16 protein-coding genes are annotated in these 16,527 nt (G+C 61.1%); 11 read left to right on the top strand and 5 right to left on the bottom strand.

What is annotated here, in order from left to right; all coding sequences use genetic code 11:
• From EN862_RS31795 to EN862_RS31750, 10 genes are all read left to right on the top strand, one after another.
• Positions 1 to 2,469 carry a conjugal transfer protein TrbE gene (locus tag EN862_RS31795; protein ID WP_127868235.1) on the top strand — a complete coding sequence of 823 codons (2,469 nt, stop codon included), beginning with the start codon at positions 1 to 3 and terminating at the stop codon, positions 2,467 to 2,469.
• A 31-nt stretch (positions 2,470 to 2,500) separates the two neighbouring features.
• Entirely contained in the window at positions 2,501 to 3,250 is a 750-nt protein-coding gene (trbJ, locus tag EN862_RS31790) for a P-type conjugative transfer protein TrbJ (RefSeq protein WP_245519768.1), read from the top strand.
• Positions 3,247 to 3,414, top strand: coding sequence for an entry exclusion protein TrbK (locus tag EN862_RS31785; protein WP_348632098.1), 168 nt, complete (start codon positions 3,247 to 3,249; stop codon positions 3,412 to 3,414). The genes trbJ and EN862_RS31785 overlap by 4 nt, the downstream gene beginning before the upstream one ends.
• Entirely contained in the window at positions 3,408 to 4,610 is a 1,203-nt protein-coding gene (gene trbL, locus EN862_RS31780) for a P-type conjugative transfer protein TrbL (RefSeq protein WP_127868232.1), read from the top strand. Before EN862_RS31785 ends, trbL begins: the two co-directional genes overlap by 7 nt.
• Positions 4,611 to 4,627: 17 nt before the next feature.
• Positions 4,628 to 5,290, top strand: coding sequence for a conjugal transfer protein TrbF (locus EN862_RS31775; RefSeq protein WP_127868231.1), 663 nt, complete (start codon positions 4,628 to 4,630; stop codon positions 5,288 to 5,290).
• 16 nt (positions 5,291 to 5,306) lie between these two features.
• Entirely contained in the window at positions 5,307 to 6,152 is an 846-nt protein-coding gene (gene trbG, locus EN862_RS31770) for a P-type conjugative transfer protein TrbG (protein ID WP_189401882.1), read from the top strand.
• A complete protein-coding gene (trbH, locus tag EN862_RS31765; RefSeq protein WP_127868230.1) occupies positions 6,152 to 6,604 on the top strand; it encodes a conjugal transfer protein TrbH in 453 nt (150 codons plus the stop codon). Before trbG ends, trbH begins: the two co-directional genes overlap by 1 nt.
• A gap of 12 nt (positions 6,605 to 6,616) precedes the next feature.
• The gene (gene trbI / locus EN862_RS31760) at positions 6,617 to 7,933 is read left to right on the top strand and encodes an IncP-type conjugal transfer protein TrbI (protein WP_127868229.1); all 1,317 of its coding nucleotides are present in this window, start codon (positions 6,617 to 6,619) and stop codon (positions 7,931 to 7,933) included.
• A gap of 136 nt (positions 7,934 to 8,069) precedes the next feature.
• Positions 8,070 to 8,666, top strand: coding sequence for a cold-shock protein (locus EN862_RS37460; protein ID WP_127868228.1), 597 nt, complete (start codon positions 8,070 to 8,072; stop codon positions 8,664 to 8,666).
• A gap of 270 nt (positions 8,667 to 8,936) precedes the next feature.
• Entirely contained in the window at positions 8,937 to 9,845 is a 909-nt protein-coding gene (locus EN862_RS31750; protein WP_127868273.1) for a nucleotidyltransferase and HEPN domain-containing protein, read from the top strand.
• Positions 9,846 to 9,863: 18 nt separating this feature from the next.
• Here the strand turns inward: EN862_RS31750 and EN862_RS31745 are convergent, their stop codons facing one another.
• The 5 genes from EN862_RS31745 to EN862_RS31725 form a co-directional block, all read right to left on the bottom strand.
• Positions 9,864 to 11,438: a M81 family metallopeptidase gene (locus tag EN862_RS31745; RefSeq protein WP_189401885.1), complete on the bottom strand. Its 1,575-nt coding sequence runs from the start codon at positions 11,436 to 11,438 to the stop codon at positions 9,864 to 9,866.
• A gap of 47 nt (positions 11,439 to 11,485) precedes the next feature.
• Positions 11,486 to 12,283, bottom strand: coding sequence for an ABC transporter permease (locus EN862_RS31740; protein WP_245519792.1), 798 nt, complete (start codon positions 12,281 to 12,283; stop codon positions 11,486 to 11,488).
• 46 nt (positions 12,284 to 12,329) lie between these two features.
• On the bottom strand, positions 12,330 to 13,217 hold the full coding sequence (locus tag EN862_RS31735) for an ABC transporter permease (protein WP_127868226.1): 888 nt from the start codon (positions 13,215 to 13,217) through the stop codon (positions 12,330 to 12,332).
• Positions 13,218 to 13,219: 2 nt separating this feature from the next.
• Positions 13,220 to 14,323 carry an ABC transporter ATP-binding protein gene (locus tag EN862_RS31730; RefSeq protein WP_127868225.1) on the bottom strand — a complete coding sequence of 368 codons (1,104 nt, stop codon included), beginning with the start codon at positions 14,321 to 14,323 and terminating at the stop codon, positions 13,220 to 13,222.
• A gap of 96 nt (positions 14,324 to 14,419) precedes the next feature.
• The gene (locus tag EN862_RS31725; protein ID WP_127868224.1) at positions 14,420 to 15,595 is read right to left on the bottom strand and encodes an ABC transporter substrate-binding protein; all 1,176 of its coding nucleotides are present in this window, start codon (positions 15,593 to 15,595) and stop codon (positions 14,420 to 14,422) included.
• Between the two features lie 176 nt (positions 15,596 to 15,771).
• Between EN862_RS31725 and EN862_RS31720 the strand changes: the two genes are divergently transcribed.
• Positions 15,772 to 16,500 (top strand): GntR family transcriptional regulator, encoded by a 729-nt coding sequence (locus EN862_RS31720; protein WP_127868271.1) that lies wholly within the window; start codon positions 15,772 to 15,774, stop codon positions 16,498 to 16,500.
• Positions 16,501 to 16,527 lie beyond the last annotated feature (27 nt).

The following is a 16,527-nucleotide window of genomic DNA, read 5'->3' as shown; positions in this document are numbered from 1 at the left end:
ATGGTCGCATTGAAGCAATTCAGGGTCTCGGGCCCCGCCTTTGCCGATCTCATTCCCTATGCGGGCTTGGTCGACAATGGAGTGATGCTGCTCAAGGACGGCTCGCTCATGGCCGGCTGGTATTTCGCTGGGCCGGACAGCGAGAGCTCGACGGATGCCGAGCGCAACGAAGTCAGCCGGCAGATAAATGCGATCCTCTCGAAGCTGGGCTCGGGGTGGATGATCCAGGTCGAGGCCGTCCGCGTGCCGACGACCGACTATCCTTCTGAAGAAGCCTGCCACTTCCCTGATCCGGTGACGCGCGCCATCGATGCTGAGCGACGAGCTCATTTCGAGCGGGAGAGGGGGCATTTCGAGAGCCGGCATGCCTTGATCCTGACCTGGCGGCCGCCTGAACCGCGCCGCTCCGGCCTGACGCGCTATGTCTACTCCGACAGCGCGAGCCGCTCCGCGACCTACGCCGACACCATTCTCGACAAGTTCCGCACCTCCACCCGCGAGGTCGAACAGTATCTTGCGAATGTCGTCTCGATACGTCGGATGGTGACCCGGGAGACCGAGGAGCGCGGCGGCCATCGCATGGCGCGCTACGACGAGCTGTTCCAGTTCATCCGCTTCTGCATCACCGGGGAGAACCATCCGGTCCGATTGCCGGATATTCCGATGTATCTCGACTGGCTGGTAACGGCCGAGCTCCAGCACGGCCTGACGCCAAAGGTGGAGAACCGCTTTCTCGGTGTCGTCGCGATCGACGGCCTGCCAGCCGAAAGCTGGCCCGGTATCCTGAATGCGCTGGATCTGATGCCGATCACCTATCGCTGGTCGAGCCGTTTCGTCTTTCTCGACGAGCAGGAAGCGCGTGCCAAGCTGGAGCGCACACGAAAGAAGTGGCAACAGAAGGTTCGCCCATTCTTTGACCAGCTTTTCCAGACGCAGAGCCGGTCGCTCGACCAGGACGCAATGTCCATGGTGGCCGAGAGTGAGGACGCCATTGCCGAAGCCGCTTCCCAACTCGTCGCCTATGGCTACTACACCCCGGTCATCGTGCTCTTTGACGACGGGAATGAGCGGCTTCAGGAGAAATGCGAGGCGGTCCGGCGCCTCATCCAGGCGGAAGGTTTTGGGGCGCGGATCGAGACGCTCAATGCGACCGATGCCTTTCTCGGCAGCCTGCCGGGGGTGTCCTACGCGAACATCCGCGAGCCCCTGATCAACACCCGTAACCTTGCCGACCTGGTGCCGCTGAACTCCGTCTGGTCCGGAAATCCGGTGGCGCCATGCCCGTTCTATCCCCCGGGTTCGCCGCCGCTCTGCCAAGTCGCCACCGGCTCGACGCCATTCCGGTTGAACCTGCATGTCGACGACGTCGGCCACACACTTGTCTTCGGTCCGACCGGCTCGGGCAAGTCGACGCTGCTTTCACTGATCGCGGCCCAATTCCGGCGCTACCCAGACGCGCAGGTCTTCGCCTTCGACAAAGGCCGCTCGATGCTGCCGCTGACCTTGGCCATCGGTGGGGATCACTACGAGATCGGTGGCGACGCGTCCGGAGAGGGGGAGCGGAGATCGCCTGGTCTCGCCTTCTGTCCGCTCGCGGAGCTGTCGACGGATGGCGATCGCGCTTGGACGTCGGAGTGGATCGAGACACTGGTTGCGCTGCAAGGCGTGACCGTGACCCCGGATCATCGCAACGCGATCTCACGGCAGATCAGCCTCATGGCGGAATCGCGCGGCCGCTCGCTGTCGGACTTCGTGAGCGGCGTGCAGATGCGCGGGATCAAGGACGCGTTGCATCACTACACCGTCGACGGGCCGATGGGGCAGCTTCTCGACGCGGAGAAGGACGGTCTCGCACTTGGCGCGTTCCAGTGCTTCGAGATCGAGGAGCTGATGAACATGGGCGAGCGCAATCTCGTCCCCGTACTGACATATCTTTTCCGCAGGGTCGAGAAGCGCCTGACCGGCAGTCCAAGCCTCATCATCCTCGACGAAGCCTGGCTTATGCTGGGCCATCCGACCTTCCGCGACAAGATCCGCGAATGGCTGAAGGTTCTACGCAAGGCTAACTGCGCCGTCGTGCTCGCCACGCAATCGATATCCGATGCCGAGCGCTCCGGCATCATCGATGTCCTGAAGGAGAGCTGTCCCACGAAGATCTGCCTGCCGAATGGCGCAGCGCGTGAACCCGGCACGCGGGAGTTCTACGAGCGTATTGGCTTCAATGAGCGCCAGATCGAGATCGTCGCGACTGCGCTGCCCAAGCGCGAATATTACGTCGCATCGCCGGACGGCCGTCGGCTGTTCGACATGGCCCTCGGTCCGGTCACACTCTCCTTCGTCGGGGCATCGGGCAAGGAAGACCTCAAGCGCATCCGCGCCCTTCATCTCGAACATGGGGCCGACTGGCCCCATCACTGGCTCCAGCAGAGGGGGATAACCCATGCCGACTCGCTTTTCCCGGCGGCTTGAGGCGGCGCGCGGCGCCGTCATCGCCGTGTCAATGCTGTCCTTCGCCGCTCCTCATTTGGCTCTCGCCGGCGGCGTAACTGGTCAAGCGACCGAATGGACGCAACTCGCCAACAATGCCGAACTGGTCAAGCTCCTCGAGAGCTCGGGGGTGCAGGTTGAAAACCAGGTCAAGCAGATCGCTCAACTCGCCGAGCAGATCCAAAATCAGCTGAACATCTATCAGAACATGCTCCAGAACACGGCGCAGTTGCCCGATCACATTTGGGGTCAGGTCGAAAACGACCTCAACCGCCTGCAGGGCATCGTTGCGCAGGGGAACGGCGTCGCCTTCTCGATGGGCAATATCGACGACGTGCTGAAGCAGCGCTTCCAGAGCTTCGCCGATCTGAAAACCAACCTGCCAAACGGAGAGGCCTTCTCGTCCATCTACCAAAGCTGGTCCGACACCAATCGGGACACGATCGGAGGCACGCTGAAGGCAGCGAACCTGACGGCCGAGCAGTTTTCCAGCGAGGAGTCGACCATGGCTTCGCTTCGCTCAATGTCCGAGAGCGCAGACGGCCAGATGAAGGCGTTGCAGGTCGGGCATCAGATCGCGGCGCAGGAAGTCGCGCAGCTCCAGAAACTGCGCGGTCTCGTCTCGCAACAGATGACCATGATGGGCACCTGGTACCAGTCCGAGCAGGCGCAGAAGGATCTCGCCCAGGCCCGTCGCGAAAAATTCTTCAACTCGACCGCTCCTTCCACCTCCGGCGGCGAAAAGATGAAGGTGGAGTGGTGAAAACCAAACTGACCCTGATCGCAATCGTGGTCACGCTCTTCAGTGCCGGCATATGGTTCCTCATCTCCAAGGAAGAGACCGCCCAGGGCAACAGAGCGAAGTTCTTCGGATCCGCGAAGGAATATCCCACTTCGGGCGGCGAGAAGATGAAGGTGGAATGGTGAGCCCCCTCGACCCGAAACAACGCCGCGCCTTGCGGACAACAATGCTGTTTGTCGCCATGGCTGTGATGGCAGCAGAACCGGCACTCGCACAGGAGGGGTCAGTACTGAGCTCTCTGCAGAACCAAATCACCGCGGCCGCGAAAGGGTGGGAGACCACCGTCATGGATGCGGCCAAGTCGCTGTTCTGGATTCTTGCCTCCATCGAGATCGGCATTGCGGCTGTCTGGCTTGCCCTTCAGGCCGCCTCTCTCGACAGCTGGTTTGCCGAGCTTGTCCGGAGGGTCATGTTCGTAGGCTTCTTCGCCTTCGTGTTGGCGCAAGGCCCCACCTTCGCCAAGGCGGTCGTGGACAGCCTGTTCCAGATTGGCGCCGGCGGCGGCACCGCCTCGCCCGCGGACGTCTTCAATGCCGGTCTCGCCGTCGCTACGAAGATGTCGGAGAAAATTCAGTTCGGGCTCTTCGACGACAATGCGCTCGCGATCTCGGCGGCATTCGCCATGGTCGTCGTCGTCATCTGTTTTTCCCTTGTCGCGGCAATCTTCGTCTCGGTGATGGTGGAAATGTATCTCGGCCTGCTTGCCGGCATGATCATGCTCGGGCTCGGAGGATCCTCTTACACAAAGGATTTTGCTGTCCGTTACCTCGTCTATGCGTTCTCTGTCGGCATGAAACTCATGGCGCTTGTGATGATTGCGCGCATCGGTTCGGAAGTCCTGATCGGTTTGGCTAACGAGCCCGAAGTCGGAAATCAATTTCAAACGGCGCTTGCGATCGCCGGCATAGCCGTTGTGATCTTCATCATCGCTATCTACGTACCAAACATCATCCAGGGCGTCGTCCAGGGCGCATCGGTCTCGGGTGGCATGGAAGCGATCCGCCACGGCGGGCAGACAGCGACCTTCGCTGCCGGCGGCGCCTTTCTGGGCGCAAGCGCTGCGAGGACTGGCGCTCAGGCGGCAAGCGCGGCGAGGGCAGGGGGCTCGTCTATGGCGGGTGCCGCGCTCCGTGGCATGGCGTCAGGGATCGGAAACGCCGGATGGGCGGCAGGATCCGCAGCCAAGGAAAAGGCGATCGCTTCGCCTGGCGCCTATGCCGGCTCGCTGCTCGGCCTCGCCAACGCCAAGCTCGACCACGCGCGTAGCCCCGGCATGTCGGCGAAGCTTCCGACGCCTCCGCCCCTCAACGAGAACAAGTAACCGAGAACTGGTGAAGCATGGCCGGACGCACCCCGCCCGACAATCCCTATCTTGCTGCGCGCAACGAATGGAACGAACGCTATGGCTCATACGTGAAGGCCGCTTCGGCCTGGCGCATCGTCGGCATCACCGGCATGGCGATGGCCGTCTTGGGCTTTGGCTACTCGATCTACCAGAGCACGCAGGTCAAGCTGGTCCCTTACATCGTCGAGGTCGACAAGCTCGGCACCGCCGTCAACGCGGGCTTTCCGCAGCAGATCGAATACGCGGATCCGCGGGTCGTGCGAGCCACGCTTGGCGGCTTCGTCTCAAACTTCCGGTCGGTGACGCCGGATGCGGTCGTGCAAAAGCAGTACATCGACCGCACCTATGCGCTGCTGCGCACCTCCGACCCGGCTACGGAGAAAGTCAACGCCTGGTTCCGCTCGAACTCCCCGTTCGAAAAGGCCAAGAACGCCACGATCGCGGTCGAGGTAAACAACGTCGTCGCGCTCTCGAACCAGAGCTATCAGATCGACTGGACCGAGTTCGAGCGCGACCGCCGCGGCCGAGAGACGGCCGTGCGCCGGTTTCGCGGCATCGCCACCGTCACGGTGACGCCACCTCAGGATGAGGGCGTGATCCGCCTCAATCCGATCGGACTTTATCTCAGCGATTTCGACTGGACCGCGCAGCTTTGAAAGGCCCCGCCCGCCTATGATTTCCCCGATCCTCAAATACAAAGCCGTGCCCATCTCGGTGTTCGTGTTCGTGTTCACCGCCGCATCTTCGATCCTGACCGCGTCTTTTGCCGATGTCGTCTCGGCCAATGAGGCGAAAGGCATCGGGATCTCGGGCCAGTGGCGCGGCAGCCGCGGGCTCGTGACCAAGGGCGCCGACGGAAAGGTCATCTTCCTCTACGGCGAGGTCCAGCCATCCGTGGTCTGCTCACCGCTCCAGGTTTGCGACATCGAGCTTCAGCAGGGGGAGGTCGTGCGTGACGTCCTCGTCGGCGACACCGTTCGCTGGAAGGTTGAGCCGGCGACGTCGGGCGCTGCCGGCGGCCAGTCCATCCATCTGGTCGTCAAGCCTTCCGAGCCGGGCCTGGTGACATCGATGGTGGTGACGACCTCGCGGCGGACCTATCACTTCCAGCTCAAATCGCACCAGACCGAGTACATGGCTCGAGTTGGCTTCGAGTATCCGGACGACGTGTCGGACAAACTCGCCGACATCAATGCGCGCATCGAGGCAAGCACGATCCCCGGTGCCGGCGTGCCGGCCGAACAGCTCAACTTCTCCTATTCTGTGTCGGGCAACGCCGGCTGGCGGCCTACCCGGGTCTATTCGGACGGGCAAAAGACCTACATCCAGTTCCCGCGCTCAATCTCCGGACAGGACGCGCCGGTTCTCTTCGTGATCTCGGGCGGGCAGAACAGGATCGTCAACTACAGAATGAAGGGCGACATGATGGTGGTCGACTATCATGTCGACCGCGCGGTTCTCGTCTCCGGCGTCGGCTGGCGTCAGGAAAAGGTGACGATCCGGCGGGGAGGGCGGTGATGGCAGCTCGCCCCATCCGCACCATCGCCGCCGCCGCGCTGCTCACTGTTCTTCTTTCCGGGTGCCAGTCAGCCGGAACGGATGGTCTTGGCGCTAGCGATGCCCCGGCCGAGATTTCTGGACCGGCTGCAAGCGCGATCGCCGGCGACATGGTTAGCCGGCTGGCCGAACAAGTTGGGCCCGGAAAGGCGACGGTCTACCTCAAGCAGGACGGTTCGCCCTTCGGACAGGCGCTCGAATCTTCCCTGCGCAGTTGGGGCTACGCCATCATAACCGATCAGAAAACCGAGAAGGGCGCGCGAACCGTCCCGCTCGTCTATCAGATCGTGCCGTATGACGGCCAAGTCCTCGCCCACCTATCAACGGACGAGCTTGAACTAGGCCGCGCCTACACGGTGAAGCCCAGCGGTGCGCAGCCCTCCAGTGCGCTCTCGGTCATGAAGCGAGGCTAGGGAGGCGCTGCCATGGTCCAATCCCTCAAGCTCGGCGGCACGCCGGAGGCGGAACAGGGCTCCGGCATGAGACGGCTCAATCGGCTGCCGGTCATCGTCGTCATCGTACTGGTGGTAGCCTTTCTTGCCGTCATTCTCTACGGGCTGACCTCCCGCGGGCTCTACTTTCGGAAGGATTCCGGCATCGTTGAAACGTCCGGCAATCCGGCATCCACTTTCGCCGACCAGATCAAGCGCGGGGTTTCGGACGGCATCATCGGGGAGCCGCAGCAAACCACGTTCCAACCGACGCCTGTCGAAAATAAGCCGACGGGGCCGGCAACCGACGTCGTGTCGGCTCAGCCGTTGCACCTAGAGGAGGCGAGTAGGTCTCGGGAACTGGAGCCCGAAGAAATCTGGCGAGCCCGTTTGGAACGCGAGCAGAAGGAGCAATATCTGCGTGAGCGTCAGCGCCAGCGGATGGCGCGGTTGCAAGCCAGTGATGCAGCCTATGATGCGCCGATCGCTGTCGACGGAGGCAAGCTGGGGCGGGAGAGCGAACCCGGCTCGCCAGTCGCTCATGGCGCCGGTCCGGGCTCTTCCAATGCATCAACAATCGGGCCGGCGTCCGACCTCTACGCGGCGGCCATGCGCGCCGGGCTTGGCGACGCCAACGTCGATCCCAATGGCCAGCGTAGCAAGGAGGACTTTTTCAACACAGATCTGAAGGAGCTCGGCTACCTTCCAAGCCGTGTGATTCCGCAGCAATCTCCCTATGAGCTGAAACGTGGTTCCGTCATCCCGGCCACCCTAATCACTGGTATCAACTCCGATCTTCCCGGCCGCATCACCGCACAGGCCTCCCAGAACGTCTACGACAGCGCCACGGGGCATTACGTTCTCATTCCTCAGGGTACAAAGCTATTTGGCCGTTACGATAGCAAGGTGTCATTCGGGCAGAGTCGCGTTCTCATGGTCTGGACCGACATCATCTTCCCGGATGGATCGACGATCCAGATCGGCGGCATGGCGGGAACCGACGCCCAAGGCTATGGCGGGTTTCGTGACAAGGTCGATCGCAAGTGGCTCCAGACCTTCGGATCGGCGATTCTGATTGCGGTGATCGGGACAGGAATCGACATGGCCGTTCCGGAGAGTTCGACGCTCGCGGCGCAGGACACGGCATCCGACGCGGCAAGGCGGAACTTTGCGGAAACCTTCGGGCGTGTCGCCGACCGGACCATCCAGCGGAACATGGACGTGCAGCCGACGCTCCAAGTTCGGCCGGGTTACAGGTTCAACATTCTCGTCGACCAAGACATCGTATTTCCGCGGTTGCACTCCAGATAATTTTGACCTGGGACGGTTGCGCATGATTGCCGATTTTGTCGAAATGCCGGAATTGCAGTTTGACTCAAGCGCTATGTCCTAGGCAGTGACACTGACGGCCGGCTCGGCGTACGCAGCGGGATCAATTGAGAAGACCATGAGCAAATATAGAGACCATCGCGATCAAGGGCGGCGACGGGATTATGGGGAGGACGGTCGATCTTCCGATCGAACGTCGGAACCCAGCTATTTTCAGCGTCGGCCCGTGGTAGCTGCTGATCCTACGACCGCTGAGGTGGTCTGGTTCAACGCCAACAAGGGCTTCGGCTTCGTGAAGCTCGCTGACGGTGCTGAGGCCTACCTGCACATACGAGTTCTGGAGGCCGCGGGGAGCGGAGGCGTCTCCGATGGGACTCGCCTGAAAGTTACGATTGAAGAAACTCCAAGAGGACGGCAGGTGGCGCAGGTGCTGGAGGTTGGCGAGGCCGTCTCCAAGCCTTCTGTCCATAGCGGGCACGCCGGAGCGCCCTCCGGAAGCGGTTCGGGGACGACAAGCGAGGGAATGGTGAAGTGGTACAATCCAGATAAAGGTTTTGGCTTCATCGCGCCCTCTGATGGCGGTAGGGACATTTTTGTTCATGCGACCGCGCTGGCCCGCTCGGGGCTCGGCGGACTTGCGGAAGGGCAAAAGGTTCTCTTTGAAAGCGGGCAGGGCAAGAAGGGTCTTGAGGTTCAGACCATTCGCCTCCCCTAGATTATACTGTGGTTCTTGGTCGCCGAAGTTTTCCTTCGCTTACCGGCCGAGCGACCGAGGCAGCATAGTTTCCGAGTAGCCTTGCTGTCCGAGCGTGGGAAATTCTTGCTATTGCAATGGGAAAAATTGCGAGACAAAACCAAGCAGGCATTGTCGCGACGCGAAGCTCGGCACCACATCCGTTGGCGCCTTCCGTTGACTGCCTAGCGATGGCAGAACCCATGCAGCCGACCTTGTGACGTTTGATCCGGATTGCAACGCCTACCGATGATGAAGACCAGCATTGATCATCTGCCGGAGAAAAAGCAGCGCGAGCTTGCCCGGATCATGGAACTCATCCATGAAGAATTCGACGACGCCATTGCAGATGGCACGACCGAATTCAAGAAGAAGGGCCGGATCCTCAAGATGATCTTGTTCGGCTCCTACGCACGTGGAGACTGGGTCGACGAGCCGCATACTATGAAAGGCTACCGATCGGACTACGACCTGCTGATAGTCGTCAACAATCGCAAGCTCGCCGATTTCGCTTATTGGTACAAGGCAAAGGACCGCCTTATCCGCGATCGAGGTTTAGAAACGCCAACAAACTTCATTGTGCATTCGCGGCGTGAGGTGAATACAGCGCTGCGTGAAGGGCAATATTTCTTCACCGATATGCGCCGCGACGGGATCGTGCTTTACGAGTTGGATGATGAGCCGCTCGCTGAGCCAAGGACACTTGCGCCCGGGGCGGCCTATAAGCTCGCTGAGGAGTATTTCGATGATCGTTTGCCGAGCGCTCGGGATTTTCTCGACGCCTTTCGGTTTGCGCTGACGAAAGGACGTCTGAAGAACGCGTCTTTCCAGCTACATCAGGCAATTGAAAACACCTATTCGGCACTTCTCTTGGTGCTCACAAATTACAGCCCGCCTTCGCATAAGTTGACCTTTCTCCGTGCGCTTGCTGAGGAGCAGGACCGGCGGATCGCCGAAGTCTGGCCACGTGACCAGCAGCGTTACCGGGCATGGTTCAACACTTTGAACGAGGCCTATGTGAAAGCACGGTACTCGAAGCATTACGACATCAGCGACGAGGCGCTTGCTTGGCTCGGTGAGCGCACCGCAGAATTGCAGAGGGTGGTCGAAGAAATCTGCCGTGGCCACCTGCGGCGGTTGAAGGAAGCCGTGGTCGGCTGACGCCCTTGCCTCGATCGTTCAATCAGCCGGCGTCTTGGCGGATTTGGCATTCACATAAGCCCTGATTTCAGGCTGATGGACTTCGTGCTCAGGCCAGAATCGCGCTCTCCTCCACTGCAGCAGTCCTGGCGTGTAGTAGCCAATTCCCGGCGTCGCAACGCCAAGCGGCGTGCCGATCCCAGCGAAATTCAGCTTGTAGTGATATCCGGATTTCACGACGACGAAATCCTGGGTCGCGACATCGATGCCTTGGCTGGCAAAAGCCGCGGGGTCATGCGTGAAGCCCGGCTTGCTCGTCAGCATGATGGTCAGCCGGTCATCGACCACCAGCACCGCGGTGCGGCCGAGCGACGTTTCCTCGCCCGCACCGAACGGTCCGGTGATCACAAAGCGACCGTCGCTGATTGCGGCGACCATACCGGAAACCGTGAGAGGTGCGAAACTGGGGGTCAAGCGTCCGCCGATGGCAAGCGTGACCCGAGCGTCGACGCCGGCCAATGCGGCGGCCTCAACGCTTTCGGGATCGGTGACCGGAACGGCACCACGCAAGCTGCTGGGCCCGACCAACGCACGTTCGATGATTGCGGTGCTGTCGCCGGGCGCTCCTGCCAGGACCCTGTCTCCCATGTCGGCGAGGATGTATGGGCGCCGATTGGGCTCGCGAGCGATGAGCTCGAACGCTTGATCGATAGTCAGAAGGTCATCCTGGAAGCGCTCGCGCCATGCCCAGAAAAGCTCAGCGAGCTCGATTGCCGCAGTTTGCGCAAGCCGGCTGAGGCCATGCGTCAGCACGACTACTGCCTGTCCCATGCCCCGGTCATCAGCGTAGGGATAGACATTGAACAGGGAGACGTCCCAGATTTCCGGGTGCGCCGCGGCGAGCACACGTGCACGTGCATGAAGTTCGGCAAGAGGGCCGCTACCGGTCTCGGCGGCTCCGGGCAAAATCATGGGCACCTTGGCCATGGTGAGGACCGGGTCGAGCGTTCCGTCCAGCACTGCCGCCAGGCATTCAACTACCCGCTCGCCGCATAAAATCACGTCGGAATGCGGGTTCTCCTTGCATGCGATGCAGATATCGACCGAACGAAGCGTGGCCGGCGTAACATGGGCATGCAGGTCGAGACCGATGCCAATCGGGACATCCGGCCCAACAGCCTCGCGCAAGCGTACAAGAAGATCGCCGTCCGCATCCGGGAGCTCAGTCGTGGCCATGGCACCGTGCAATTCGAGCGCGATGGCGTCGTATCGCTCATGGCGAGCCAGGGCGATCAGCGCGTCCCGCATCTGAACATAAAAATCCTGGTCAACTAGGCCGCCAGGGGGAGCAACGGCCGAGACGGCCGGCACCACCTGATAGCCAAAAGCGGTCGCCCGATTGACCATGCCACCAAGGGTCGTCCCGGACTGTCGCGCGTTAGCGAGCAACTCCTCACCCCGCTTGATTTCGAACGCTTCGCCAGAGGTGATCTGCGTGCTGAAACTGTGCGATTCATGAAACAGGCGCCCAACGAGGATGCGTCTGCGGGACGACGGCTTTTCGTCAAGCCGGCGCCGAGGTTCGGCTCCGCCTGATGGCACTGCTCCATGCACAAGATTTCTCCCTTTGTTGGCGCGTGGCGCTAGCCAGGACCCAAGCTTCATTCCCGCCGGCCATGGTCGCTCCGCCGCCGCGCAATCTCGATCCTGCTCATGAGCACCAGCGAGACCAGCGTCAGGACAGTCGAAACGGCGGCGATCACCGGCGTAAGATTGAAATCAATGTCCTCGAACATCTTGCGCGTGATCGTCTTGCCCTCGATGCCGGAGATGAAGAAGGCGACTGTCGCCTCATCGAACGAGGCCAAGAACGCGAAGACCGCGCCGGCGGCAACGCCGGGCCGGATGTTCGGCAGCACGATGTGAAAAAACGCCTGCAGGCGCGTGGCGCCGCAATTGAGTGCCGCAAGCTCGAGGTTCGGATCAAAGCGCTGCAGAGCGGCACTTACTGTGATCACCACGTAGGGCACCGCCAGCATCGAGTGGGCAATGACGAACCCGTAGAAGTTGCCCACCAGGCCGAGGGGGGCAAAGAAAAGATAGAGCGAGACGGCGATGACGATATGGGGGACGATAAGCGGAGCCAGCGTCAGCGCCTGGAGGTACTCTTTGGCAGGCAGTCGGCCTCGGATCAATGCAACAGCGGCAAGCGTGCCGATGACCGTGGCCGTGAACGTCGTCGCAACAGCGATACGAAAGCTGAACCAGGTCGCGGCCATCCAATCCGGGTCGCTGAAATACGCCTCGTACCACTTGAATGTGAGCCCCCGGGGCGGGAACTCAATGTAGGGTGAGGTGCCGACAGACATCGGGATGACGATGAGCGTCGGCAGCAGAAGGAAAAACAGGATCAACCCGATCGGCACCGCGGCAAGAAGTGCCGCCGTATTTCTGGCGATATGGCCTTTTTCTCGAACGGCTCGTTCAGCAAGAACCAGGTCAGCGTTAGCCAAGTTTGAACCCCTTGTTAAGCGCGAGCGCGCGCCGGAAAACAATGACGAGCAAAAGCGTGGCGGCGAGCAGAACCGCGGCAAGCGCTCCTGCGAATGGCCAGTCAAGGAGTTCCGTCGTCTGCTGACCGATCAGGGTCGACATCATGAGAGTGCCTGGTCCGCCGACGAGCGCCGGCGTGATGTAGAACCCAAGCGACAGAATGAAGGTGATGAGCACCCCTGCCGTCACGCCGGGAAGGCTGAGCGGCAACGTGACGCGAAAGAAAGCCTGGAGGCTGCCGGCGCCAAGATTGCGCGCCGCTCTCACAAAGTCATCGGGAATGTTGCGGACAACCGAATAGATCGGCAAAATCATGAAGGGTAGCAGGACCTGCGTCATCGCCGCGATCACGGCGCCCTGTGTATAGAGGAGCCGCAACGGCGTCCCTGTCAGCCCTGTCTCGATCAGCGCGTTGTTGACAACACCGTTTCGCTGGAGGAGCACTATCCAGGCGTAGGAGCGAACGAGGACGCTCGTCCACAAGGGGATGAGCACGCAGGCGGCAATCAGCATTGCTGTGCGCCCAGAGACGCGGGCCATCGCCATAGCCACCGGGTAGCCAAGCAGCAAGGCGAGAGCGGTAACGACGAAGGCGATCTCGAACGTGCGGCACAGAACAAGCAAGAATAGCGGCTCCTGCAGGATGCGCGCGTAGTTCGCAAACGTCGCTTCCGGTACGAAGACACTGCCCCAAAAGAGCTTTCCGACCGGGTAGAGGAAGCCCCCAACGAGAAGCAGGACAAGCGGGGTTACGAGAAGCAGCGACAGACCCGGCCCATATTCCTGCGCCGAAGTTGGGCGGCCCCCAAAAGGACTCCCCGCCAAGGGTTTGGCGCGCATCGTCACGGCCTCCGCTCCGGAAAGACCTGCACTGCCTGGCTTGGTATGGTCAGGCCGACGCGATCGCCTTCTTGCGGGTGCGCAATGCCATGATCCGTACTGGCCTGAACATGGACGAGCTCGCCTCCGGCAAGGCGTACCAGGAACGTCCGGAACGAGCCGACAAAGATCACGGCTTCAACGACGCCGTTGAGAGGCGGGCTATCGCTATCTTCTGGGCGCAAGATTCGTATCTGCTCCGGTCGCACGGCCACACGCATTTTGTCGCCAGGCCGGGGCGGCGAGGGCAGATTGGGTGGGCATTCTTTCAGGTGAATGAAGCCGCTTTGGCCAAGGCCGAATTCGAGACCGGTTCCGTTGCAGCTTTGACAGACAGCTTCCAGGAAGTTCGTCTTACCGACGAAATCGGCGACAAATGGCGTGGCGGGATTGTCATAGAGCTCGGTCGGTGAACCGATCTGCTCCAGCGAGCCGTTGCGCATGACCGCGATCCGGTCTGACATGGTGAGCGCCTCCTCCTGGTCGTGAGTCACATAAATGACGGTCACGCCCAACCGCTGCTGCAGGCGCTTTATCTCGATTTGCATCTGCTCACGCAGCTTCTTGTCGAGCGCGCCAAGTGGCTCGTCCATAAGGAGGACGGGCGGCTCGAACACCAAAGCGCGCGCCACCGCCACGCGCTGTTGTTGCCCGCCCGACAGCTCGGCCGGCAGACGTTTGCCAAAGTCTTGGAGTTGCACCAGCGCGAGGGCGTCGGTGACCCGACGCGCAATCTCGGCTTTCACAACTTTGCGCATACGCAGCGGAAAGGCGACGTTGTCCGCAACCGTCATGTGGGGAAACAGCGCGTATCGCTGAAACACCATACCGATATTGCGCCGGTTCGGCGCAACATAGGTCACGTCGCGATCGCCAATCCGGATCGCGCCTTCGCTTGGCATCTCGAAGCCGGCAATCATCATAAGGAGCGTCGTCTTGCCGGACCCTGACGGTCCCAGAAGCGAGAGGAACTCGCCGGAACGAACCTCGATGCCCACCTCCTTCACGGCGCGAACCGCGCCGTAACGCTTGCCTAGCCCCCGAACCGAAACGCTTGCTCCATCCACTGCTCGGCTACCTCCAAAAAAGTCGAAAGTTGAGGGACAACATTTCAGGATCGCCAAGCCTGATGGCTTTGGCAGCCCTGGCGTTCGGAAATCAGTTCAGCTCGCGATCCACATGCTCCAACGCTGCAAAACCTTCTCGCGGTTTGCGGCAAGCCATTCGCGGTCGACACGAACGATGTTTGACCAGTTGGCGGGCTGCAGCACACTTGAGGCCTTGGCATCGGCCGTCAAGAAATCGAGGGCTCCGCGCTGAGCCGTCGAGCCGAAAGACTCCGCCGCGAATTCGGCATGCGCCTTCGGGCGCGTGTAGATGAAATCGAGCAGCGCAAGCGCGGCGTTTGGATGCTGAGCCGCTTTGGTCACAGCCCAAAATGCTGCATCCAGCGGCGCACCGTTCCAGCTGATGCCGAGCGGAATTCCCTCGCCGCGCAGCCGGAAGGCGCGGCCCGAAAACAGCATAGCCATCACCACTTCGCCCGTACGAAAGATCTGCTGGCTCTGGTCGCCGCTCTTCCACCATACCGTCACATGCGGCTTGATCTCGTCCAGCTTGCGAAAGGCGCGATCGATGTCCAGTGGGAACAGCGCATCTCGGCTGACGCCATCCGCCTCGAGCGCCGCAATTAATGCCCACCACGGATTGCCGATGTTGGGTAGCGCCCTCGGCCCAGGGAAGGCCTTCACGTTCCAAAAATCCGCCCAGCCGGCCGGCTGTGCCTGGCCTTCGGGAAAGCTGCGTTTGTCGAAGGCAAGAACGCCGCCTCCTATATCAAACATCACGCCCTCGCGCAGACATGAACCGTCGACACCCTGGCTGGCCACGTCCGGCAAGCCGGCGCAATCACCAAGATCACGAAGCAGGCTCGTGACGTCGGGGGTCAGCGAGTCGATCGAAAGGGTGATGACGTCCCATTCAACCTTTCCAACAGATGTCATGGCCTTCAGCTTGGCGAGCTTCTCGCCATAGCCACCGCCGGTCGGGACGACCTCTATGCCCGTGGCTTCGGTAAACGGGAGATAGAAGTGCTTCTTGACCAGGTCACCGTAGGCGCCGGTGCCGCCCGCGACCACGACTTGTCGCTCGCCCGCCTGGCGCGCGCGTTCGACGAGCCCTTCGAAGGGGGCCGCCATGACGAGCTCAGGCAAGGCCAGGCCAATGCCCGCCGCCGCCGCACCAGAGGCCAGGCCAAGCAGTTTGCGCCTGTTTATCAGCCCTTCCGCGACTCCCAATTTGTCCATCCGTTCATCCTCCCGGCTGCAGGTCGTCCGCACGCCTTTTTAAAATATGAAATTTGGTGTAACAAACGCTTCATATTTCTGTCAAGTCACCGAACACCATTTTGACCCTCTGGCGCGGGCCACAGGCCAAGACTAGGGTTCCAAACGTGTTTCACAGCGAGTCGGCGGGAGCATCTCCCGCGATCGCACGCAGGACAGGATGGTTGGCGATGTTTGCTGCGTCAAAAAAGGGCAAGGAAGCGCTTCCTGGCGATCTTGCCCCGATTGGGCGGCACAGCAGCCTCGGCGAGAGTGCCTACGCGGCTTTGAAGGACTCGCTTATTCGAGGGGCACTGCAGCCAGGCACCAAGCTTACGCTTCGTTCGGTCGCCCAAGTCCTCGAGGTCAGCACCACCCCGGCACGGGATGCCATCACACGGCTGATCGGGGAGGGAGGGCTGATCAATGCCGGCCCCAAAACGGTCATTGTGCCCTATCTCAGCCTTCCAGACCTCGATGAGATCACTGCAATTCGCCTGTCCCTGGAGGGCTTGGCGGCCGAGCAGTCGACCAACCACGTGACCGAGGCGGATATCCATGAACTGGAAGAGTTACAGCAGCGCATCAATCGTGGTCTGGACGAGGGCCGATACACGGATGTGCTCGATGCCAATAAGGATTTTCATTTCCTGATCTATCGCCGTTCCGGCATGCGCCGGCTTGTAACCATCATTGAATCATTGTGGCTTCGCATGGGCCCGGCGTTCAACGGCCTCTATCCGGAGTTCGCGCAGTCGCGCACTGGCGTTTCCAACCACTTGTGGGCTCTGCGTGGATTGCAGGACCGGGATCCCGCAGCGGTGCGAGCGGCAATCGAAAACGACATTCGCAGCGGCTACCGCCGCCTGTCGTCGCAACTCGGTGCCGCTGGCGATCAACAAGGAGAGCCGGTCACTTAAACTTTTTTGTTGCATCAAATATCAAAA

The sequence above is a fragment of the Mesorhizobium sp. M2E.F.Ca.ET.219.01.1.1 genome (assembly GCF_004016445.2).
GTDB lineage: Bacteria > Pseudomonadota > Alphaproteobacteria > Rhizobiales > Rhizobiaceae > Mesorhizobium.
Note: the sequence above shows the minus strand (reverse complement) of the source record. Positions and strands in the feature narration are given on the sequence as shown.